Annotated in this window: 24 protein-coding genes; 8 read left to right on the forward strand and 16 right to left on the reverse strand. The window is 61.8% G+C overall.

The features are described from left to right. Positions 1–204: 204 nt before the first annotated feature. The 5 genes from PSH78_RS07515 to minC all read right to left on the reverse strand — a co-directional run bounded on the left by PSH78_RS07515 (position 205) and on the right by minC (position 4,414). Complete coding sequence (locus tag PSH78_RS07515; protein WP_305499502.1) at positions 205–1,494, reverse strand: M18 family aminopeptidase; 1,290 nt, start codon at positions 1,492–1,494, stop codon at positions 205–207. A 178-nt stretch (positions 1,495–1,672) separates the two neighbouring features. Beyond that, complete coding sequence (locus PSH78_RS07520) at positions 1,673–2,308, reverse strand: RluA family pseudouridine synthase (protein WP_018612476.1); 636 nt, start codon at positions 2,306–2,308, stop codon at positions 1,673–1,675. Positions 2,309–2,411: 103 nt separating this feature from the next. Next, positions 2,412–2,666, reverse strand: a complete 255-nt coding sequence (minE, locus tag PSH78_RS07525; RefSeq protein WP_039594520.1) for a cell division topological specificity factor MinE — start codon at positions 2,664–2,666, stop codon at positions 2,412–2,414. Further along, positions 2,666–3,478: a septum site-determining protein MinD gene (minD, locus tag PSH78_RS07530; RefSeq protein ID WP_042728954.1), complete on the reverse strand. Its 813-nt coding sequence runs from the start codon at positions 3,476–3,478 to the stop codon at positions 2,666–2,668. Before minD ends, minE begins: the two co-directional genes overlap by 1 nt. A gap of 201 nt (positions 3,479–3,679) precedes the next feature. Next, positions 3,680–4,414 (reverse strand): septum site-determining protein MinC, encoded by a 735-nt coding sequence (gene minC / locus PSH78_RS07535; RefSeq protein WP_030142350.1) that lies wholly within the window; start codon positions 4,412–4,414, stop codon positions 3,680–3,682. 118 nt (positions 4,415–4,532) lie between these two features. On the opposite strand from minC, the gene PSH78_RS07540 reads away from it, so the two are divergent. Next, positions 4,533–5,465: a lipid A biosynthesis lauroyl acyltransferase gene (locus tag PSH78_RS07540; protein WP_305499505.1), complete on the forward strand. Its 933-nt coding sequence runs from the start codon at positions 4,533–4,535 to the stop codon at positions 5,463–5,465. Positions 5,466–5,500: 35 nt separating this feature from the next. After that, a complete protein-coding gene (locus PSH78_RS07545; protein ID WP_305499506.1) occupies positions 5,501–6,688 on the forward strand; it encodes a patatin-like phospholipase family protein in 1,188 nt (395 codons plus the stop codon). A gap of 62 nt (positions 6,689–6,750) precedes the next feature. On the opposite strand, the gene PSH78_RS07550 is transcribed toward PSH78_RS07545, so the two are convergent. The 3 genes from PSH78_RS07550 to PSH78_RS07560 form a co-directional block, all read right to left on the reverse strand. Beyond that, positions 6,751–7,026 (reverse strand): hypothetical protein, encoded by a 276-nt coding sequence (locus PSH78_RS07550; RefSeq protein ID WP_305499507.1) that lies wholly within the window; start codon positions 7,024–7,026, stop codon positions 6,751–6,753. Between the two features lie 202 nt (positions 7,027–7,228). Next, on the reverse strand, positions 7,229–7,960 hold the full coding sequence (locus tag PSH78_RS07555) for a thioredoxin family protein (protein WP_305499508.1): 732 nt from the start codon (positions 7,958–7,960) through the stop codon (positions 7,229–7,231). A gap of 19 nt (positions 7,961–7,979) precedes the next feature. Then, on the reverse strand, positions 7,980–8,117 hold the full coding sequence (locus tag PSH78_RS07560; protein WP_305499509.1) for a hypothetical protein: 138 nt from the start codon (positions 8,115–8,117) through the stop codon (positions 7,980–7,982). A gap of 25 nt (positions 8,118–8,142) precedes the next feature. On the opposite strand from PSH78_RS07560, the gene PSH78_RS07565 reads away from it, so the two are divergent. Continuing rightward, positions 8,143–8,535: a transcriptional regulator gene (locus tag PSH78_RS07565; protein WP_305499510.1), complete on the forward strand. Its 393-nt coding sequence runs from the start codon at positions 8,143–8,145 to the stop codon at positions 8,533–8,535. 65 nt (positions 8,536–8,600) lie between these two features. Here PSH78_RS07565 and PSH78_RS07570 read toward each other — a convergent pair whose 3' ends face one another. The 3 genes from PSH78_RS07570 to PSH78_RS07580 form a co-directional block, all read right to left on the reverse strand. After that, the gene (locus PSH78_RS07570; protein ID WP_305499511.1) at positions 8,601–9,467 is read right to left on the reverse strand and encodes a DUF6279 family lipoprotein; all 867 of its coding nucleotides are present in this window, start codon (positions 9,465–9,467) and stop codon (positions 8,601–8,603) included. Between the two features lie 80 nt (positions 9,468–9,547). Next, positions 9,548–10,258: a TorF family putative porin gene (locus PSH78_RS07575; RefSeq protein ID WP_305499512.1), complete on the reverse strand. Its 711-nt coding sequence runs from the start codon at positions 10,256–10,258 to the stop codon at positions 9,548–9,550. 197 nt (positions 10,259–10,455) lie between these two features. Then, a complete protein-coding gene (locus tag PSH78_RS07580) occupies positions 10,456–10,644 on the reverse strand; it encodes a hypothetical protein (RefSeq protein ID WP_018607615.1) in 189 nt (62 codons plus the stop codon). A 318-nt stretch (positions 10,645–10,962) separates the two neighbouring features. Here PSH78_RS07580 and PSH78_RS07585 point away from each other — a divergent pair, with 318 nt between their 5' ends. After that, positions 10,963–11,799: a S1 RNA-binding domain-containing protein gene (locus PSH78_RS07585; protein WP_305499513.1), complete on the forward strand. Its 837-nt coding sequence runs from the start codon at positions 10,963–10,965 to the stop codon at positions 11,797–11,799. Between the two features lie 418 nt (positions 11,800–12,217). After that, positions 12,218–13,684, forward strand: coding sequence for an NCS1 family nucleobase:cation symporter-1 (locus PSH78_RS07590; RefSeq protein WP_305499514.1), 1,467 nt, complete (start codon positions 12,218–12,220; stop codon positions 13,682–13,684). Here the strand turns inward: PSH78_RS07590 and PSH78_RS07595 are convergent, their stop codons facing one another. Further along, positions 13,685–14,857 carry a YbfB/YjiJ family MFS transporter gene (locus PSH78_RS07595; RefSeq protein WP_305499515.1) on the reverse strand — a complete coding sequence of 391 codons (1,173 nt, stop codon included), beginning with the start codon at positions 14,855–14,857 and terminating at the stop codon, positions 13,685–13,687. Positions 14,858–14,960: 103 nt separating this feature from the next. Between PSH78_RS07595 and PSH78_RS07600 the strand changes: the two genes are divergently transcribed. Both PSH78_RS07600 and PSH78_RS07605 read left to right on the forward strand, forming a co-directional pair. Then, entirely contained in the window at positions 14,961–15,854 is an 894-nt protein-coding gene (locus tag PSH78_RS07600; RefSeq protein WP_305499517.1) for a LysR family transcriptional regulator, read from the forward strand. Between the two features lie 139 nt (positions 15,855–15,993). Further along, positions 15,994–16,122, forward strand: a complete 129-nt coding sequence (locus tag PSH78_RS07605; protein WP_256222727.1) for a PA1414 family protein — start codon at positions 15,994–15,996, stop codon at positions 16,120–16,122. 291 nt (positions 16,123–16,413) lie between these two features. Here the strand turns inward: PSH78_RS07605 and PSH78_RS07610 are convergent, their stop codons facing one another. From PSH78_RS07610 to speB, 4 genes are all read right to left on the reverse strand, one after another. Beyond that, positions 16,414–17,802: a sodium:solute symporter gene (locus PSH78_RS07610; protein WP_305499518.1), complete on the reverse strand. Its 1,389-nt coding sequence runs from the start codon at positions 17,800–17,802 to the stop codon at positions 16,414–16,416. A gap of 115 nt (positions 17,803–17,917) precedes the next feature. Then, positions 17,918–19,438 (reverse strand): cytosine permease, encoded by a 1,521-nt coding sequence (locus PSH78_RS07615; RefSeq protein ID WP_305501203.1) that lies wholly within the window; start codon positions 19,436–19,438, stop codon positions 17,918–17,920. Positions 19,439–19,489: 51 nt separating this feature from the next. Beyond that, positions 19,490–19,897: a nuclear transport factor 2 family protein gene (locus PSH78_RS07620; RefSeq protein ID WP_305499519.1), complete on the reverse strand. Its 408-nt coding sequence runs from the start codon at positions 19,895–19,897 to the stop codon at positions 19,490–19,492. 9 nt (positions 19,898–19,906) lie between these two features. Continuing rightward, positions 19,907–20,857 (reverse strand): agmatinase, encoded by a 951-nt coding sequence (speB, locus tag PSH78_RS07625; RefSeq protein ID WP_045155351.1) that lies wholly within the window; start codon positions 20,855–20,857, stop codon positions 19,907–19,909. Between the two features lie 344 nt (positions 20,858–21,201). Here speB and PSH78_RS07630 point away from each other — a divergent pair, with 344 nt between their 5' ends. After that, on the forward strand, positions 21,202–22,095 hold the full coding sequence (locus PSH78_RS07630) for a LysR family transcriptional regulator (protein WP_047227898.1): 894 nt from the start codon (positions 21,202–21,204) through the stop codon (positions 22,093–22,095).

Raw genomic sequence — 22,095 nt, forward strand, 5'->3', positions numbered from 1 at the left:
CGACAGCCTTGTCGGGAGGGATAAGGTCAGTCTAGTTGGGGTTTGGCGAGGAAGGCGGTATGCACACATCCCGTGGCGGATGCTCTTGTGGCGAGGGAGCTTGCTCCCGCCGGGTGGCGCAGCCGCCCCAAATCCGCGGCTGAACGCAGATTCTGCCAATGCTGCGCATTGGAGCGGGAGCAAGCTCCCTCGCCACACAAAGGCTTACGGCAATTCGCGAGACGCGTAGAACGCGCTCAGCACTTTCACCAGATGCGCCAGGTCGTGGCTGCCGCAGAGCTCGCGGATCGAGTGCATGGCGAAGGTTGGCAGGCCGATGTCGACCGTGCGTACGCCCAGCTGGCTGGCGGTGATCGGGCCGATGGTCGAGCCGCAACCCATGTCGCTGCGCACCACGAAGCTCTGCACCGGCACTTCCTCGGCCATGCACAGATGGCGGAAGAACCCGGCGGTTTCGCTGTTGGTGGCGTAGCGCTGGTTGCTGTTGACCTTGATCACTGGGCCGGCGTTGAGCTTGGGGCCGTGGTTGGCGTCGTGCTTGTCGGCATAGTTGGGATGTACGCCGTGGGCATTGTCCGCCGAAACCAGCAAGGATTTCTGAATCGTGCGTACGAACTCTTCACCTTCGGGCAACAGGCGGCGCAGGGTCTGTTCGAGCATCGGACCGTCGGCGCCACACGCCGAGGTGGAACCGACTTCTTCGTGGTCGTTGCACACCAGCACGCAGGTTTCTTCGGTGTCGGCGGTCAGCAAGGCCTGCAGGCCGGCATAACACGACAGCAGGTTGTCCAGGCGCGCACCGGTGATGAAGTCACCGTGCAAACCGATGACCGCTGCGCTTTGGGTGTCATAGAAACTCAACTCGTAGTCGAGCACCACGTCGGCGTTCAAGCCATGTTCCCGGGCCAGCTGGTCGGTGAGCACGGCACGAAAGTCGACGCGTTCGTCACCGGCGAATTGCGCGAGGATCGGCGGCAGTTCGTTCTGCGGGTTGATCGCCCAGCCCTGGTTGGCTTCACGGTTGAGGTGGATAGCCAGGTTCGGGATCGTCGCGATCGGCGTCTTGAAGTCGATCAACTGGCTCTCGACCTTACCGTCGCGGCGGAAGGTCACCCGCCCGGCCAGGGACAGGTCGCGGTCGAACCACGGCGCCAGCAGTGCACCGCCATAGACTTCCACGCCCAGTTGCCAGAACCCGTGGCGTTGCAGTTCCGGCTGCGGCTTGACCCGCAGGCAGGGGCTGTCGGTGTGCGCGCCGACCAGGCGGATGCCGTCGTGCAGCGGTGAGTTGCGGCCCAGCTTGAAGGCAATGATCGAGGAATCGTTGCGCGTGACGTAATAACGACCATTGGCCTCGGTGGCCCAGGTTTCGCGTTCATCGAGACGCTCGTAACCCGCCGCTTCCAGGCGCTGGGCAAGGCTGGCGGTGGCATGGAACGGGGTAGGGGAGGCCTTGAGGAAGTCGATCAGGCCCTGGTTCAACTGTGCATGCATAAAGAACTCCAGACAGCAATGGGCGGGAGTTTACCGTATTAGCAGCGTCGGTGAGCACTCCAGGCGGAACTGTGGCGAGGGAGCTTGCTCCCGCTGGACTGCGCAGCAGGCCCAAAAAAGGGGTCGCTTCGCAACCCAGCGGGAGCAAGCTCCCTCGCCACAGTGTCGGAGGTGTTTCTCAGAACGGTGCAGGGCACTCGAAGCGCAGGCGCTCGCCGCTTTGCGGGTGGGTGAAACTGAGCATGCTCGCGTGCAGGCACAGCCGCGGCCAGGCGGCCAGGGCTTGCGGGTGGGCATAGAGCCCGTCGCCGAGCAGCGGATGGCCAATGGAGAGCATGTGCACGCGCAATTGATGCGAGCGCCCGGTGATCGGTGTCAGTTCGACCCGACACCAGTCGCCGCAACGTTCCAGTACACGCCAGAACGTCAAGGCATGCTTGCCCTGTTCGTGATCGACCACATGGCGGGGCTTGGTCGGCGGGTCGTAGCGCAAGGGCAGGTCGATGCTGCCGCTGTCCAGCTCCGGTTGGCCCCAGCACAATGCCGTGTAGGCCTTTTCGGTTTCTCGATCATGAAATTGCCGGGACAGTTCGCGATGAGTGTCCGGGTCGCGGGCCAGCAGGATGATGCCGGACGTTTCCCAATCCAGCCGGTGCACGATTCGCGCTTCCGGATAACCGTTTTCCTGCAGGCGGGTGATCAGGCAATCTTTGTTGTCGTCCGCCCGGCCAGGCACGGAGAGCAGCAGGGTCGGCTTGTCGACCACCAGTACGGCGGCGTCCTGGTGGATGATGCGGATGTTGGACAGGGGCATTGAACAGTCTCGTAACAAACGCCAACGGCGGCTCGAACCCTTCTCCTTGTCCCTTGTAAGGGGGGGAGAAAGGCCCGAGCCGCCGTGGCACCTGCTGGGTCGATCAGCGATCCGGCAGGGTGATATTGAGTTCCAGGATCGAGCAGCTGCCCTGGCTTTCCAGCGCGACATGCACGTCATCGTTGCCGATATTGACGTACTTGCGGATCACTTCCACCAGTTCCTTCTGCAAGGCGGGCAGGTAGTCCGGGGTGCTGCGTTGGCCGCGTTCGTGCGCCACGATGATCTGTAGACGCTCTTTCGCGACCGAGGCGGTACTTGGCTTTTTGTTGGCACGAAAGAAGTCAAAAAGGTTCATTACCTACCTCCAAACAGGCGCTCGAAGAAACCTTTCTTCGTGACGTCGAGGAATCGATGCTCGACGGTTTTGCCCAGCAGACGATCGACCGCATCGCTGTACGCCTGGCCGGCGTCGCTCTGGTCGTCAAGGATGACCGGCACGCCGGAGTTCGAAGCCTTGAGTACCGCCTGGGATTCCGGGATCACGCCCAGCAGGGTCACCGCGAGGATTTCCTTGACGTCTTCGACGCCGAGCATTTCGCCATCGCTGACGCGTTGCGGGTTGTAGCGGGTCAGCAGCAGGTGCTCCTTGATCGGCTCCTCGCCGTTCTCGGCGCGCCGGGATTTGCTTGCCAACAGGCCGAGCATGCGATCGGAGTCGCGTACCGACGAGACTTCCGGGTTGGTCACGACGATCGCTTCGTCAGCGAAGTACATGGCCAGGTGGGCACCTTTCTCGATACCGGCCGGGGAGTCGCAGACCACGAATTCGAAGTCTTCCTTGAGTTGCATCAGGACTTTTTCCACGCCTTCCTGGGTCAGCGCGTCTTTGTCACGGGTCTGGCTGGCGGCCAGTACGTAGAGGTTCTCAAGGCGCTTGTCCTTGATCAGGGCCTGCTGCAGGTTCGCTTCGCCGTTGACCACGTTGACGAAGTCATAGACCACGCGACGCTCGCAACCCATGATCAGGTCGAGGTTACGCAGGCCGACGTCGAAGTCGACGATGACTGTTTTGTGGCCGCGCAAGGCGAGGCCGGTACCGATAGCGGCGCTGGTGGTGGTCTTACCCACACCACCCTTGCCGGATGTAACCACGAGAATCTTGGCCAAGGTGTTTCACCCCTAAGGAAAAAGGACTTTGTCAGCCCCTGAAAAACATCTCTGGAAAAACTGCTGCAACTGGACAGGCTTGGCTGGAATCGGATGCGGGCGGGGTCTACCTTGGGTAAACACTGCCTGATCCTTTTTCCTACGTCATTCAAGCCGTTTTCGCTAGGTTTTAGAGATGCTTGGAAAATGCGGCAGTATCCGTTAAAGCCGAATGATGTTCAACACGTCGCCCGACAGGCTGACCTGGACCCCGGCACCCCATAACGGGTCGCGCCGCAAGTCCTCGGAAACCTTGTATTGCCCGGCGATAGAGACCAGTTCAGCGCTCAACTGCTGACAGAAGATCCTTGCCTTGGTGTCACCCTTGACACCGGCCAGCGCACGGCCGCGCATCGGGCCGTATACATGGATGTTGCCATCGGCGAGAAGTTCCGCACCCGGGCTGACCGAGGACACCACGACTAGGTCGCCGCCCTGGGCGTAGATCTGCTGTCCGCCGCGTACCGGCGAGGTGATCACACGGGTCGGCTTGATGGTCGGCTCCGGCGGTTTTTCCGGTTTTTTCGGTTCCGCCGGGCTCAGCTCCAGCACGCGTTCACGGGCGCCGGAGGGCGGCAGCACCGGAATGTCCACGGCGATGGCGGCGGCGATGTCTTCGATGCGGCTGGCGCGGATCGCCAGGGTGCGCAGCCCATGCTGGCGGCAAACGCGCATCAGCCCTGGCAAGTCGACCGAGCCCTCACCGGCCGGCAGCTTGTCCAGCGCCAGTACCAGCGGGGCATTGCTGAAAAAATTCGGCGCCTGGGCGACTTTCGCCGCGAGTTGCCGGTCAAGGCCTTCCAGGTCGTTACGGGCCAGCTCCAGCACCGTAATGGCGAGCATGCTGCCCTTCAGCTGGAACACGGGGTCTTGGTCTAGCGGTTCGGTTTGGCTCATGGTCGGCGTACAACGGCTTGTCACTAAAAGTGCCGAGACTTATAACGAGATCGTCCGCGAGCCGCAAGCCGGGTCGAACGATGTAGAATGCGCGGCCCAGGTATTAATGGAAGCTGTAATGGATCGCCCGCGTTTTCGAGCTGCTTTTTTTCATCCGCGTTTCTGGCTGCTGTGGTGCGGCCTGGGGCTGTTGTGGCTGATCATCCAGTTGCCTTATCCGCTGCTGTTGCGGATCGGCCGCGCCTTGGGAGCATTGATGTACCGGGCGGCCGGCGACCGACGGCGCATCGCCAGTCGCAATCTCGAGCTGTGTTTCCCCGAGAAATCCGCCGCTGAGCGCAAGCGTCTGCTCAAGGAAAACTTCGCCTCCACCGGCATCGCCTTCTTCGAAATGGCCATGAGTTGGTGGTGGTCGCGTTCGCGCCTGGCGAAGCTGGCCCATGTCGAAGGCCTGGAGCACCTCAAGCAGGCCCAGCGCGACGGCAAGGGCGTGATCCTGATGGCGCTGCATTTCACCACGCTGGAAATCGGCGCTGCGCTGCTCGGCCAGCAGCACACCATCGACGGCATGTATCGCGAGCACAAGAACCCGTTGTTCGACTATATCCAGCGCCGTGGCCGCGAACGGCATAACCTCGATTCCCTGGCGGTAGAGCGTGATGACGTGCGCGGCATGCTCAAGTTGCTGCGCGCCGGCCGGGCAATCTGGTACGCACCGGACCAGGACTACGGCGCCAAGCAAAGCGTGTTCGTGCCGCTGTTCGGCATCCAGGCGGCCACGGTCACCGCTACCAGCAAGTTCGCGCGCCTGGGCAAGGCACTGGTCGTGCCGTTCGTTCAGGAGCGCCTGGCCGATGGCAGCGGCTATCGTCTGGTGATCCAGGCGCCGCTGGAAGATTTTCCCGGCGAGACCGAAGAGGTTGATTGCCTGCGCATCAACCAGTGGGTCGAGCGCTCGGTAAGCCAGTGTCCCGAGCAATACCTCTGGGCCCACCGGCGCTTCAAGACCCGGCCGCCCGGCGAGCCGAAGCTGTACGATAAACGCGGTTGATCATATAGCCCTATGACTGAACACGGAGTATCGCGATGACCCCAGCTGAACCGGTAACAGGTTTGATTCTTTCCGGCGGCGGGGCTCGAGCGGCGTATCAGGTCGGTGTATTGGCAGCGATTGCCGAGTTGCTGCCGGAAGGCGGTCGCAACCCGTTTCCGGTGATTGTTGGTACCTCTGCCGGTGCGATCAATGCGGTCAGCCTGGCGAGCGGGGCGATGGACTTCAAGACCGCCATCGAACGCTTGACGGCCTTCTGGCAAGCCGTGTGCAGCCACCAGGTGATGCGCAGCGACTGGCGCGGGGTCATGGGCCAGGCGACACGGTTCATCGGCCATAGCCTGCTCGGCCTGGGAGCCAAGCTGCCGGTGGCGCTGATCGACAGTTCGCCGCTGCGCGAACTGCTCCAGGCGCAATTCCATGCCGCGGGTATCGAGCAGGCGATTGCCGAGCACCAATTGCGCGCGGTGGCGGTCACTGCGTTTGGCTACGAATCCGGCCAGGCGGTGACCTTCTATCAGGGCCGCGGCACCATCGACGCCTGGCTGCGTCATCGGCGTATCGGTGTGCCCACGCAGCTGTCGGTGGAACACCTGCTCGCCAGCTCGGCGATCCCTCTGCTGTTCGCGCCGGTGAAGATCGGCCCGCAATATTTCGGCGACGGCGCGGTGCGCCAATCGGCACCCATCAGCCCGGCCCTGCACCTGGGGGCCAACCGCGTGCTGGTCATCGGCGTCAGCGGCAACCCGCGCGGCGTGTCGGCCCAGGATCCGCTGGAACGCAGCTACACCGGCCTGCAGCCGACCCTGGCGCAGATCGGCGGGCACATGCTCAACAGCACGTTCATCGATAGCCTGGAAAGCGACATCGAACTGCTTGAGCGCCTGAACAGGTTCAGCCACATGCTGCCAGACGATGTGCCGGCCCACGCCCTCGGCGCGGCACCGGTGGAGGTGCTGGTGATTTCCCCGAGCCAGCCGATCGACGAAATTGCCGCGCGCCATCGCCAGGAGCTGCCCCGAGCGTTGCGGGTATTTTTGCGTGGGCCGGGTGCGACCAAGACCAGCGGTGCGAGTGTGTTGAGTTATCTGTTATTCGAGAAAGGCTATTGCAGCGAACTGATCGAGCTGGGGCGACAGGATGCCCTGGCGCAACGCGAGGCCTTGATCCGGTTTCTGAGGCTGGCCCAGCCCGAGGTTGCGCTCGGCCTCGCGGTGAATTGACCGGGCGACGCCAGACCGGTCTGGGCAGTCCTTTCCTTCCTTTCCTATCCGCGCGAGGCTGATCACTCGGCCTTGTTCTGCGCCTCTTCAAGCTCCTTCAGGCGCTTATCGATCAGTTGGCATTTGTCCGGTACGTCCTTGCTGGACGTTTCCAGGTTCATCGCCTGCAATTCTTCATTCATTTCCTTGGCCTTGGCCGGATCCTGTTCGGTGAGCTTGGTCACTTTATCCGCCAGTTGCTCGCGCTTGATGGTCGCTTCTTCGGGCGTGCAGGTCGCCCAGGCCGGCAGGGCGCAGGTGAGGGTGGCGGCGAGGGTGAGTTGGATGAGGTTTTTCATGGCTCGGGCCTCGTATTCCTTTGTTGGGCAGGTAGACGGTTGAGGCCGGGCTACCAGGGAAAGTTCATTTGGCCGTTTTTCGAGCTTCAAGTAGGGAGTTTCGCTTGGCATCTTTCGGCTTAAATCAGGCGCCTGCTGCGCAGTCGAGCGGGAGCAAGCTCCCTCGCCACGGGGATCGCGCTCGACTGGGGTGGCTGGCGCGTCAGCCATGGCAGCAGCTGTGGGGCTTGGCTTCCTGGTATTTATCGTGGTGGCGCACCCAGTCCATGATTTCGTCTTCGTTGCGGCCCTTTGGCGTGAGGTCGAGGTAGTTGTAGGCGCCGACCAGGATGTCGAGGCCGCGGGCGTAGGTGGAATAGGTGTGGAAGATGTCGCCGGCTTCGTTGCGATAGAAGACGCTCAGGCCTGGGAGTTCGCTTTCGGTGCTGTCGGTTTTTTCGTAGTTGTAGGTGGCTGTTCCGGCGGCGCTGTCTTGTGCGTTGAAGCTGACGCCGAAATCGTGGTTGAAGTCGCAGCCTGCCGATGAGACCCAGTCGAAGGCCCAGCCCATGCGCCGTTTGAACGGCTGGAATTCGGCGAACGGGGCGTGGGAGACGGCCACGACGGCGACGTCGTGGTGGGCCAGGTGTTGGTTGGCGCCGTCGATGTGGTCGGCCAGGAACGAGCAGCCCTGGCAGCCTTCGGTCCAGCCGGGGCCGAACATGAAGTGGTAGATGATCAGTTGGCTGCGGCCGCCGAACAGGTCGGCCAGGCTCAGTTCGCCGTGGGGGCCTTGGAAGCGGTAGGGTTTTTCGACTTTTACCCAGGGTAGCGCGCGGCGTTCGGCGCTGAGTTTGTCCCGTTCGCGGGTGAACGCTTTCTCGTGGGCGAGGTGTTCGCGGCGGGCGGCGAGCCAGGCTTCCCGCGAGACGACCGGATGGTGCTCGATGTTCATGGGGCTTCTCCTCAGAGACTCATTGATCGGCGATTGCAATGGCTAGTCGTTTGGCGGCCGGCGGATTCGACAATCCGTTGGTCGGCGTGGGAAAGACGCCGCCGGTAAACCCGGCTGAACGGCGCCGCACCGCCTCGGTCACAAACTGAGTAGGCATCTCACTCTCTAGAGGATGGACCAGGATGACGACTTATAACTGGGACTTGATCGAACGGTTGCTGCACGAAGTGCAAAACGGCGCCGGCCACAGTTTTACCCCTCGGCCCTATGCGGAGCAGTACGCGGCGGAAAAGGCGGCTCTGGGTGAGGACATCGAGAACCTCGATCATCTGAAAGCGGTTGCCGGCGAGTATGAAAAACTGCTGCTTGAGCGGGGTTATATCGAGCCGCGGCCGGAGGAAGAGGGCGGCAATGGCGAGAATTTTGTGCTGACGCCCCGTGGCTCGCGGTTGTTGAGCCTGATCGACAGTAGCATTCCGGGCAATGATCATCCGCGCCAGGTGCTGGATGAGCAGGAAGATGCGCTGGATGAGTTTACTTTTGATGATCTGGCTTCGAAGGCGCAGATTGCCTGATGGATTCACCCATTCTCCTGTGGGAGCGAGCAGGCTCGCTCCCACAGGGGGATTTGTGGTGGGGCTTACGGGCGTGCTGCTTTCAGACACTTCAAATCGCTGAAATCCTTCTTCACTCCGTCAATCTTCTTCAACAGCTGTTCACGCTGCGTCGGGGTGCTCTGTGCCATCAGGTCCACCAACAGGCTGCGGGCCTGGGCTTCGGTTTTGTTGTAGGCCTCGCGGTAGGCGGGCGTCCACAGGCTTTCGCGGTTCACCAGTAATTGCTCGATGCGTTTTGGAAAGTCGGGGCTGTGGCGTTGGGCGACGGCTTCGCTGAACTGGTTCTGCCAGTGGGCGCGGTTGGCGATCCATTGCTGGTTCTGGTCGCCAAGGGCGGTGGACCAGGCTTGTACGCGTTGGCGCTGGGCGTCGTTGAGCGGGCCGATCCAGTCGTTCAGGCGTTTTTCCATGCGCTCGGCACGTTCCTTGATCTGCTGTTGCAAGGTCGGCTTGAGGTAGTCCCGCTGGCGTTTGCGTTGATCCTTGATGAATGCGGCGTCCATGTCGGCCACCTGGTCATCGCTCAGGCCTTGTAACAGTTCGGTGGCCGATGGGGTGATTTCCCGGGCGGTTTCGGCGATCGCGGCCTTGGCTTCGCGGGTGCGTTGCTGCAGGGCTTCGTTGGTCACCTGGTCGGTCTGCACCATGGTTTTGAGGCGATCGAGCCAATCCAGGTAGCCGGGCAACTGCGTGGTGCAATGCCAGCTCAGGTGCTCCTTGAGGCGGTCGTTGAACCAGTCTTTCTGCTCGCCGTTGATCTCCAGATAATCGTTGAGGGTCCAGGGGATGATCAGGTCGAGGTTGCGGTAGGCCAGGCCGACACGGCTGCAAGCGGTGAGTGTCAGCAGCAGGGCGATGAACATGGCGGTGCGTGTTAACCAGCGCGACATGAGCGAGTCCTTGCAAAGGCGGAGGTGCTTTGTTTGAGCATGGCAGGCGCGCGGCAGTTCAGCCGATTAATAAGTAACGCCTAGTAAAAAGGATGGGCCATCTTGAGGGTCAGCAGGCTGTCGCATTCGCTGTTGTGGCCGGAGTAGGCGGAGCAACTGCTGCCGCTGAGGCTTGAGTCGGTGTAGATCAGGTCCAGGTCGATGCCTTTCCATGGGCGGGAGATTTTCAGCGACCAGTCGCTGAAGCTGCTGACGTAGCCGTTATCGACGGAAACAGGCGAGTTGAGCTGGTGGGTGGTGTATTTGGCGCTGATGCCAATGCCGAACGGCACGTTGCCGCCCAGGTCGGCGAACAGGGTGCTGTTCTGTTTGTCCGGGTCGTTGCTCAAGGCGGCGCCGAAGCGGCTGCCGAGCAGGGTCAGGCCGCCGTAGAATTCCTGGCTGTCGAGGGTATCGACGGTAGGGTAGCTGTAGTGGATCAAGCCGACTTCGTAGCCCAGGGTCTGGCCGAAGGGTTGTTTGAAACCCATGTAGGAATCGATCTCAAGGTCGGCGGACACGCCGGCGCTGGGCGACCACTGGCCGACGTACCAACCGCTGTCATGACTCAGGTCCAGGCCACCGTGGAACGAGCCGGTGCTCGACGGCGTGACCAGGCCTTGGGCCATGCTGCGGCTGGGTGTGGTGCCGAGTTTGAGATCGAAGTCGCCGAGCTCGCGCTGGAACACCTGCCCATAAGAAGCGGGGCAAGCGAGCAGGCTGAACGTCAGCAGGACAACAGGAATGCGCATGCTTCACTCCATGAATAGCGAGGAGCAGGGAATCGTAACCAAGCTGAAACGCTTGAGCTAGAGAGGTGCAAGCATACCGGCGAATACCCGGCAGCGATGGCCGTTCGTCGATTTATGTGTGAAGGGGATCAAGCGAGGGAGGTTCCAGTCCAAGCGCTTCGAGATTCAAAGCGCTTTGGGACCAGGTGAAACGGGGATTACTTCTTGCCCAGGCTGATCTGCTTGGACGGACCGAAGGTCTGGCCGCTGACACCTTTGGCAATCTGCTGGATTTCACCGCCGGACTTGAGGAACGCAGCGATCTGGTCGTTGATCGACTCGCTGGTTTCAACGGCTGGAGCTGGCTTTGCTTTGCTGTTGGATGCTTTTACGCGCATGACGGCCATTAACCTATGGATAATTAATTGGGCCAGGCATCGTACAGGAAATACTTGACAATTGCTTGGTAAATATCCCTCCGGAATATAGCGCAGCGAGGCCGGAAATATTACCGATTAATGCACGTTTATCGTCCTAAGCCACTGTTTTAAATAACAACCTTTGATGTGGTTCGGGCTCGAAATGTGGCGATTCGCACCCGCCGCCGTCTGACGAATGGCCGCTCCCTCGCTGAAACCCCAGGAAAATCAACGGCTGCACCAGCGACCACGAATCACGCGGCAAAACCGGGTAGAATGCCGCCCACGTAATGAGGGTATCTGGAAATGGCTTTAGTCGGGCGCTACAACAGTTTGCAAGTGGTTAAACACACTAACTTCGGTTTATATCTGGATGGCGGCGCGGACGGCGAAATCCTGCTGCCCAACCGATATATCCCCAAGGATATTCCGAGTGAAGATGAAGACTGGCTCAATGTTTTCATTTATCTGGACAGCGACGACAAACTGATCGCTACCACGGAAAAACCGAAAGTCCAGGTGGGCGAGTTCGCCAGTCTGAAAGTGGTTGAGGTCAACAGCATCGGCGTGTTCCTGGACTGGGGGCTGCCCAAGGATCTGCTGCTGCCGTACTCCGAAGAAAAACGCCAGATGACCGCCGGCGAATACTGCGTGGTGCACGTCTACCTCGACAAACACACCCGCCGCATCACCGCCACGGCGCGCCTGGACCGTTATCTGGACAAGACCCCAGCCAACTACACGCCTGGGCAGGAAGTCGATCTGCTGGTTGCCGAAGCCACTGACATGGGCTTCAAGGCAATTATCAACAACAAGCATTGGGGCTTGATCCACAAGAACGAAATCTTCAAGTTCATGCGCGCCGGCATGCAGGAGAAGGGGTTCATCAAGGAGATACGCCCGGACGGCAAGATCAGCCTGAGCTTGCAGCCAGTGGGCCAGGAAGCGGCGACCAGCCTCAACGCGAAGATCCTCGCCAAGTTGCGCGACAACAACGGCACGCTGCCGGTCAGCGACAAGAGCGACCCGGCGCTGATCAGCAGCCTGTTTGGCGTGAGCAAGGGCAACTTCAAGAAGGCCATTGGCGCGCTGTACAAGAATGGGCAGATTGTCATTCATGCGGATCGTATTGAGTTGAGCTGATCGCACTTAAAGCGATGGAACCTTGGCAGGGTTTCCTGTGGCGAGGGGATTTATCCCCGCTGGGGCACGAAGTGCCCCTAACTCATCTCACCGTGATCTGCCAGAAAAATTGAGACGGCTGTCTTGGGGTTGCTCCGCAACCCAGCGGGGATAAATCCCCTCACCACAAAAGCAGTGCTTACCTGCTATCTGTATACAAAAAAATCTGCACCCTAAGCATGCACCCGCGCCCCGTTCGTGGGCGCATGCCTGTGCTCGCTCGGCCTTCCGCTGTCCTGTAAACCACGGTTTGTCTCGGATCTAGCGCCTGTGGCACGCATTCTGCGTAGCAACCCGTATACAAACCATGCCGGCTCCCGTGCGCAGTGTGGTGGACAATCAACTCGGGGGCACGGCGGTACCCAAAAGGAGCCCCGCAATGTCCGAGCAATTGCCCAATGGCTACAGCCCCCGCCTCTATAACGAAGACCTGGGACCGCTGCCGCAGAAATGGAATTGGTACAACATCTTTGCGTTCTGGATGAGCGACGTGCACAGCGTCGGCGGCTATGTGTTTGCCGCCAGCCTGTTCGCTCTGGGCCTGGCGAGTTGGCAGGTACTCATTGCGCTGCTCGGCGGGATTTGCATTGTGCAGTTGATCGCCAACCTGGTCGCCAAGCCGAGCCAACAGGCGGCGGTGCCTTATCCGGTCATATGCCGGCTGGCGTTCGGCGTGTTCGGGGCGAATATTCCGGCGGTGATTCGGGGCCTGATCGCCGTGGCCTGGTATGGCATCCAGACCTATCTGGCGTCCAGCGCGCTGATCATCGTGGTGCTACGGTTTTTTCCTTCGATGGAAGCCTACGCAACGCCGCATTTTGCCGGTTTGTCCTACCTGGGCTGGTTCGGTTTCCTCGGGTTGTGGTTTGTCCAGGCGTTGGTGTTCTGGACGGGCATGGAGTCGATTCGTCGGTTTATCGACTGGGCCGGGCCGGTGGTGTATGCGGTGATGTTCCTGTTGGCCGGCTGGATCGTCTGGAAGGCCGGTTGGAGCAACATCAGCTTTACCCTGGCCGAGAAATCCCTGTCTGGCTGGCAGGCGTTCGGCCAAGTGATCGTGGCAACAGCCCTGGTGGTCTCGTATTTTTCCGGCCCGACCCTCAATTTCGGTGATTTCAGCCGGTACTGCCGGAGCATGTCTGACGTGCGACGGGGCAATTTCTGGGGGCTGCCGGTGAATTTCCTGGCCTTCTCGCTGGTAACCGTGGTGATTGTGTCCGGGACGTTGCCGGTGTTCGGCGAAATGCTCCATGACCCGATCGCCACCGTGGCGCGCATCGACAACGACGTAGCGGTGTTGCTGGGGGCTTTTGCCTTTGTGACCGCGACTATCGGCATCAATATTGTCGCCAACTTCGTATCCCCGGCCTTCGACTTCGCCAACGTCGCACCGAGCAAGATCAGCTGGCGCGCCGGTGGCATGATCGCGGCGGTGGCCTCGATTTTCATCACGCCGTGGAACCTGTTCAACAATCCTGAAGTGATCCACTACACCCTGGACGTTTTGGCGGCGTTTATCGGCCCGTTGTTCGGCATCCTGCTGGTGGATTACTACCTGATCAAAAAGCAGCAGATCGACGTCGATGCGCTGTTCAATGATGGGCCGAGCGGGCGGTATTACTACAGCGGCGGCATCAACTGGACGGCGGTCAAGGCGTTGATTCCGGCGACGCTGATGGGCGTGGCGATCACGTTCACACCGCTGCTGCAACCGATGGCCAACTTTGCCTGGTTCACCGGTTGTTTCCTCGGCGGGGTGCTGTATTTCGCCCTGGCGCGACGCGAGCCAGCGCCGCAATTCAACACTTCACTCAACACTTCACCCAACCCCGCCGGCCAGGCCTGATCAGCGCAGGGCGGTCTGCGCGCAGGGGCTCGTCGCGCCACGTCTGGCGGGCCGCAGCAACAGCCCGCCGGCCAACAGCAGGCCGCTGCCGGCGACGATCAGTGCCGGTTGCAGACCGCCACTGAAATGGCTGCTCAGTGCCGCCAGCAGGGGACCGCTGAGCTGGCCGATGGCAAAACACGCGGTCAGCAGGCCGATGTTGCGCTGGGTCGCGTGAGGTGCCAGTTCCCGGGCACGCATCACCATCAGTTGCATGCAGGCGAGGAACGGCGCGCCACAGAGAAACACGCCCAAGGCCAGGCCCGTGCCGCTGCCCAGCAGGCAGGCAAACACGCCAGCGGCTTGCAGCCACAACGTCGCCATCAGCCAGCGACTGGTGGTGTTCGGGTTCGGCCGGCGCAGGCTCACCAGCAGCACACCGGTGGCGGCGGCGAGGCCGAAGCAGGGCCAGAACAGGTCTGCCTGCCATTGCCCGTGAAATTGCGCCGAAGCCATCTGCGACAGAAACGTGGCTGGAATGATGTAGCCCACGCCATACAAGGCGTAGACCACGCAGAGACGGGCGATGCCGCTGTTGCCGGAAGTGACGACTGGCGCTGCGAGGGTGGCCGCCGGCGCGGGTTTTGGCAGGGCCGGCAGGATGACCAACAGCATCAGCAGCGCCGCGCCGGCATACACCAGCCACAAGGTGGCGGATGTCTGGCCCAACAGGTTCGAGCCAAGCGCCAGCAAGCCTGTGAGAAAAATCCCCATGCCCGGCCCGGCAAATACCAACGCGCCCAGCCGAGGTCGTCCCGCTGCCGCCGCCAGGGGTTGGCTCAACGCGGTGATCATCACCATCACCCAGGCGCTCGCCACGCCGGTGCCGAAGCGCAGCGCCAGGTGCGGCCAGAAGCCCCAGGCCCAGAACGACGCCAGCGTCAGCAGCACGCATAACCACAGGCCGCCCAACAGCCGTCGCTGCACCTGTTCGGCGCGACGGGCGAACATGGCGTCCAGCGCGCCAAGGAAGTAACCCAGGTAGTTGGCGGCGGCAATCAGACCGGCGGCGGTCAAGTCCATCTGACCTTCGCCGATCAAATGAGGTAACTGCGGTGTAAGGGCGAAGCGGCCGATGCCCATGGCCATCATCAAGGCAATGAAGCTGGCGAGCAGGCGAATCAAGGGCGACATGGTCGATCTCCGGCGTCGAGGTGATTGACCGTCAGGCTAGAACCGATTGACTTTCATTAAAAATGAATAATAGTGAGCAACTTGTTCTTTTTTGGAGAAGGTCGTGGAGTTCAGCCAGTTACGGATTTTCCAGGCCGTGGCCGAGGAAGGTTCCATCACCCGCGCGGCCGAGCGCTTGCACCGGGTGCCATCGAACCTCTCGACCCGGCTCAAGCAGCTCGAGGAGCAGCTGGGCGTGGATCTTTTCCTGCGCGAGCGTCAGCGGTTGCAGTTGTCGCCTGCGGGTAAAGTCCTGTTGGACTACGCGACCAAGCTGTTCGCCCTGCATGACGAAGCCCACGCGGCGGTGCAGGGCGGCCAGCCGGCCGGGGATTTTGTGTTGGGCACGATGTACAGCACGGCGGCGACCCACTTGCCGGACTTGTTGGCGGCTTACCACCGGGCCTACCCGGCGGTGAACCTGCAAGTGCAATCGGGGCCGAGTGGAGAATTGCTCGAAGGCCTGCTCACCAATCGCCTCGATGCGGCGCTGGTGGACGGTCCGCTGGAGCTGGCCGGGCTGGATGGCGTGCCGTTGTGCGACGAGCGGCTGGTGTTGATCACCGAGGCCGACCACCCGCCGGTGGGCAGCGCGCTGGACGTGCAAGGTCGCGCGGTATTTACCTTCCGGCGTGGCTGTTCCTACCGGATGCGCTTGGAAGCCTGGTTCGCCCACGATCATGCGACCATGGGGCGGGCGATGGAGATCGAGTCGTACCAGGGGATGCTGGCCTGTGTGATTGCCGGCTCCGGAGTGGCGCTGATGTCCGAGTCGATGCTCGCCAGCCTGCCGGGGCGGGAACGGGTAAGTGTGCATGCGTTGGCCGAGCCGTTTGCCAGCGCGACGACGTGGTTGATGTGGCGCAAAGGCATGGTCGGCGCCAACCTGAACGCCTGGATCGAGTTGCAGCAACAAGCGTGGCCGCGGGCGCCAATGATCACGGCGCAATCGGCTTGAACTCCCTGCGTGGGATTTGGATCAATTCAGTAACAGATCATTGCAATCTGTAACGAGCATTGCGTAGGACTTCGGACTATTATCAGTGCGAAGGGGCCACAGAAATCTGCCGCTCGCACCACCCTGAGGGGGCACCACGATGAAAGAGAAAATCCAGAACTGGCTTCACGACTTGGGTGTCGCGCTCGGCCTGATCGAACCGCCCATGCAGCCGATCCCGATCCGCACCGACGACGAGCAACGCCGCCGCCAACCGCGCCGCCGGTAAACCCACTTTTTTGGAGAGATCGCAGTCTCGGCCCGTTTCAATTGAAACGGGCCGAGACTGCGATCTTTTTTTATTTGTGTCATGAGCCCTCCTATGGCGAGGGAGCTTGCTCCCGCTGGCCTGCGCAGCGGGCCCCGGCGTCACGTCTGACACACTGTGGTGATAGGTGCATTTTGGGGCTGCTGCGCAGCCCAGCGGGAGCAAGCTCCCTCGCCACGGGGATCGATTTGGCAAAAAAAGGGGCATGGCCGCCGACGCCATACCCCTCGAAGAAAACTCTCAGCTACTTGATCAAACCGCCTTGGCCACCACCTCCGACCGTGGCGACAGCAGGCTCACCACCACGAAGCTCACCAACGCCACGCTCAGGCTGTAGTAGATCGGCGTGTTCGCATCCAGGCCGTCCTTGAACATGAAGAACAGCGCGGTGACGAAGCCCAGCGACATGCTGGTGATCGCGCCGGCGGTGGTCGCGCGTTTCCAGTAGATCGCCCCGATCAGCGGGATCAGCATGCCGCCGACCAGCAGGTTGTAGGCCAGTGTCAGGGCGCTGATCACATCGCTGACGACCAAGGCGATCGCCAAGACCACCGCGCCCAGCAGCAGGGTCGCGATACGGTTTTCGTGAACGTCGCCGTCGCCGCTTTCACGGCCCTGGCGCAAGCGGGGCAGCAAGTCCTGGACCACCGTGGTGGATGCCGCGAGCAGGCCCGCAGCGGCGGTGGACATCAATGCCGCTAACGCGGCTGCGATCACCAGGCCACGAATGCCGTTGGGCAGGCTGGTCTGCACCACGCTGGCGAAGGCGTTGTTGACGTTTTCCAGGTCCGGCAGCAAGACCTTGGCGGCCATGCCGATCAGCGCACCGGCCAGGCCGTAGAGCACGCAATACAGGCCGGCCGCGGTACCGGCGACTTTCGCCACGCCTTCGCTGCGGGCAGTGAACACCCGTTGCCAGATGTCCTGGCCGATGAAGATGCCGAAGAAGTAGATCAGGAAGTAGGTGAGGATGGTGTCCCAGCCGATGGCGGTGAAATCGAAATAACGCGCCGGCAAAGCCGCCACCATTGCATCCCAACCGCCGGCATCGACGATCGACATGGGCATCAGCAAGAACACCAGGCCGATGGTCATGATCAGGAACTGGACGATGTCGGTCAGGGTCAGCGACCACATGCCGCCGATTGTGGAATAAAGAACCACCACGCCGCCGCCCACCAGGATCGACACCCAGAAGGGCAGGCCGAACAACACCTGCATGACCGTGCCGATGGCGATGGTCGAGGTGGCGCCGATCATCAGCGCATAGACCAGCATGATCACCGCGCTGGCGTGGCGCGCGGCCGGGTTGTAGCGGCGCTCCAGCACTTGGGTCACGGTGTAGATCTTCAGCTTGAGCAACGGCTTGGCAAGGAACAGGCTCAGCCCGACGATGCCCAGGCCGATGGCGCCGCACAACCAGAACCCGGAAATGCCGTGGACATAACCCAGACGCACGGTGCCGATAGTCGACGCGCCGCCCAGCACAGTGGCGGCCATGGTGCCCAGATAAAAGCCCGGACCGAGGTTGCGCCCGGCGACGAGGTAGTCGTCGCGGGTCTTGGCGCGGCGCATGCCGTACCAGCCCAGGGCGATCATGCCGGTGGCGTAGATGAGAACGACGATTAAATCCAAGGCCATGATGGCGTGTCTCCGGTTCTATTTTTATAGGAAGTCGGGTGGGTTGCAGTTTGTGGCGAGGGGATTTATCCCCGCTGGAGCGCGAAGCGGTCCCAAACCGCGACGCCCCGGTCTATCAGGCAGATTGAGCTGACTGTTTTGGGGCTGCTTCACAGCCCAGCGGGGATAAATCCCCTCGCCACTCCTGCGGCCCATACACCGCCGCCGGTTCCGGAAACAGCCCGAGCAACAGCAGGTACACCACCGAGGCCAGGCCCAGGGTCACCGGCAGGCTGATGTCGATGCCACCGGCCAGCTCTCCCAACGGCCCGACGAATTGCCCCGGCAGGTTGACGAAGCACAGTCCCACCAGTGCGCTGGGAATCCACGCCCCCAGGCCGCGCCAGTTCCAGCCATGGCTGAACCAGTAGCGCCCGCCGGTTTCGCCACGGGTGAACACTTGCAGGTCGTCCGGGCAGTAGAAGCCGCGGCGCACCAGCAGGCCGATGATCATGATCACCATCCACGGCGTGGTGCAGGTGATGATCAGCACGGCGAAGGTCGAGACGCTCTGCACCAGGTTCGCGGCGAAGCGACCGATGAAGATGAAGGCGATCGACAGCACGCCGATCAGCAGCGTCGCCTTGACCCGCGACAGCAGCCGTGGGAACACACTGGACATGTCCAGCCCGGTGCCATACAGCGAGGTGGTGCCGGTGGACATGCCGCCGATCACCGCGATCAGGCATACCGGCAGGAAGAACCAGCCCGGCGATACCGCCAGCAGGCCGCCCACGTAGTTGTTCGCGGCGATGTAGTCCGGCGCCTTGATCGCGACGATGGTGGCCGTGGCAAGGCCGAACAGGAACGGGATCAGCGTGGCCAATTGAGCGGCGATGACCGCCAGCATGATGCGTGGCTTGGGCGTGTTGCGCGGGATGTAGCGCGACCAGTCGCCGAGGAACGCGCCGAAGGAAATCGGGTTGCTCATGGCTACCAGCGCCGCGCCGATGAAGGCGGCGTAAAAGCCCGGCTGGCCGAGGCTGACCGTGCCGGCGAACTGGCTGTCGAAGCTCGGCGCGAAGGCGAAGATGCCCAGCAGGAACAACAGGCTGGCGGCCCACACGGCGATGCGGTTGACCCACAGCATGAAACGAAAGCCGTAGATGCACACCGTCAATACCAGCAGGGCAAACAGGCCGTAGGCCAGGCCCAGGCTCAGGTCGGTTTCCGGTACGCCGACCAGTCGCTTGGCGCCGCCGATCAGCGCATCGCCCGAGCTCCACACCGACAGCGAGAAGAACGCGATAGCGGTCAGCAGCGACAGGAACGAGCCGACGATTCGCCCATGGACGCCAAAATGCGCGCCCGAGGACACGGCGTTGTTGGTGCCGTTGAGCGGGCCGAACAGGCCCATCGGCGCGAGGATGATCGAACCGACCAGTACCCCCAGCACTATCGCCCAGACCCCAGCCTGGAATGACAGCCCGAACAGCACCGGAAAACTGCCGAGCACCGCGGTGGCAAAGGTGTTGGCGCCGCCGAAGATCAGTCGAAACAGATCCCCCGGGCCGGCGGTTCGTTCGTGGTCGGGGATCTGTTCGACCCCGTTGGTTTCAATGTGCGTAAGGCTTTTATCGTTATTGTTATTCATGATCTGCTCCGATCATCGAGGCGCGTTCATCGGATGTGAACGTCGCCTGTTTGGCTAAGGGGGTGGCAGCCCTTCCGGCATTGCGGACAAATGTTCATGACAGGCCAGCCATAGGCCTTGTTGTTCTTGGCGAAACACGATGGTTTCGCGCTCCTGGCTAAAGTGCAGCTCCCCTTGCATGCGCAGCTCGGTGGCCACGTCATGGATGAAAATCGCCACGTCCCCTTGCAGGCTGACGAAGGCGTTGCTTGAGGTGCAACGCAGCACCTCGAAGCCATCCTCGGCGCGCCAACGGTCCCACAAGGCCTGGTAGGCCTCGCGTGACAGCAGCGGCTGTTCGAGGGTGTAGAACACGAAGCTCGCATCGGCGCTGAATGCGCCGAAGTAAGCCTCGCGGTCATTACGGGCAAAGGCCGATACCAGCTCGGCGGCGGCCTTGAGAACCTGATCTCGATGGCTCATGGCGGCGCCTCAGCGATGAACCACGCCGGGCAGTACGCAGAGCATCTCGTACAGCAGGTTGGCGCCCAGCAGCGAGGTGTTGCCGGTGGTGTCGTACGGCGGCGAAACTTCTACCAGATCGCAACCGACCAGGTCGAGGCCCTGGCAGCCACGGACGATCTCGATCGCCTGGATGGTGGTCAGGCCGCCGATTTCCGGGGTACCGGTGCCCGGCGCCCAGGCCGGATCGATGCCGTCGATGTCGAAGCTCAGGTACACCGGGCCGCCGCCGACTTTCTCGCGCACTTCGGCCATCAGCGGGGCCAGGGATTTATGCCAGCACTCTTCGGCCTGGACCACACGGAAACCCTGGTTGCGGCTCCAGTTGAAATCCTCGGCGGTATAACCCTGGGCGCGCAGGCCGATCTGCACCACGCGATCGCAGTCGAGCAGGCCTTCTTCCACGGCGCGGCGGAAGGTGGTGCCGTGGGCGATTTTCTCGCCGAACATGTGATCGTTCACATCAGCGTGGGCGTCGATGTGCACGAGGCCGACCTTGCCGTGTTTCTTGTGGATCGCCCGCAGGATCGGCAGGGTGATGGTGTGGTCGCCGCCCAGGGTCAGGGGGATGACGTTATGTTCGAGGATCTTGTGGTACGACTCTTCGATGATCCGCACCGCGTCGAGCAGGTTGAAGGTATTGATTGCCACGTCGCCAATGTCCGCCACCGACAGCGAGTCGAACGGCGCGGCACCGGTGGCCATGTTGTAGGGACGGATCATCACGGATTCGGCGCGGATCTCGCGGGGCCCGAAGCGGGTACCGGCGCGCAGCGAGGTGCCGATGTCCAGTGGCACGCCGACAAAGGCTGCGTCCAGGCCGGCGGCGGTGGGCAAATGGGGCAGGCGCATCATGGTGGCGATGCCGCCGAAGCGCGGCATTTCGTTGCCGCCCAGTGGTTGGTGAAGAATCTTGTCCACGGGTAGGGCCTCATCGTTTGTTTTATTTATCAGGGGCCGATTCTGCGAAAAGCCTTCGCCGTGAAGAATCGCTGGCGGCAAATACTTAGTTCAGATTTTTCTAAACTAATGCGAGACGGGGCGATAGACTCCGCAGCAGCGCAATCCTGGGGCAGACGATTAAGCCCTGTGGCGAGGGAGCTTGCTCCCGCTCGATGGCGCAGCCATCGCAAAACCAGCCAACGCGGTCTGCCTGATACATCGAGGTGAAAGGGCTTGGGGCCGCTTCGCAGCCCAGCGGGAGCAAGCTCCCTCGCCACAAAAGCACGGCAGGCTCTGTATATGTGTGATCTGGAGATACCCCGATGGCCAACGCTCTACCCGACCTGAAACTGCTGCGCATTTTTGTCAGCGTGGTCCGGCACCAGGGGTTTGCCAATGCCCAGCATGAGCTCAATCTTTCCACGTCGGCGATCAGCACCTACATGAGCCAACTCGAATCGGCCCTGGGCCTGGTGCTCTGTCATCGCGGGCGGGGCGGGTTCAGCCTGACCAGCAAAGGCGAGCTGTTCCATCAGGAAACCCTGCGCCTGTTGGGCGAGCTCGAAGGCTTCGAGCAATACGCCGCTGCGCTCAAGGGCGAATTGCGCGGCACGCTGAACCTGGGCGTGATCGACTCGACGGTCAGCGACAAGGCATTGCCGTTCGCCGAAGCCATCGGCGCCTACAGCCAGGAGCACCCGGCGGTGCATTTGCACCTGTCGGTCATGAGCCCCTACGAGTTGCAACTCGGCGTGCAGGACAATCGCCTAGACCTGGCCATCGGCGCGTTTTCCACACGCATGAGCGGACTGGTCTATATGCCGCTGTACCGCGAGCAGCACTGGTTGTATTGCAGCAACCGGCATCCGTTATTCAACGAACGGCGCATCCCTGAGCAACTCATTACCCAGCAGCGTATGGTCGGGCGCGGTTACTGGAGCCAGGCCGAACTAGCGCGCCACGGCTTCAAGCACAGCGCGGCGACGGTAGAAAGTATGGAAGCGCAATTGATCCTGGTGCTGTCCGGCGCCTACGTCGGTTACCTGCCCGAGCACTACGCCCAGGCCTGGGTCGACAAGGGCGATCTGCGCGTGCTGCTGCCGGCGACCTTTGGTTATCAGGCGCCGTTTTCGATGATCGTGCGCCGTGGCCGCAGCCGCGAGCCGCTGATCCAGACCTTCCGTGATCTGCTCAAAGCTCAACTGAACCAGGCCTGA

The sequence above is a fragment of the Pseudomonas sp. FP198 genome (assembly GCF_030687895.1).
Classification (GTDB): Bacteria; Pseudomonadota; Gammaproteobacteria; order Pseudomonadales; family Pseudomonadaceae; genus Aquipseudomonas.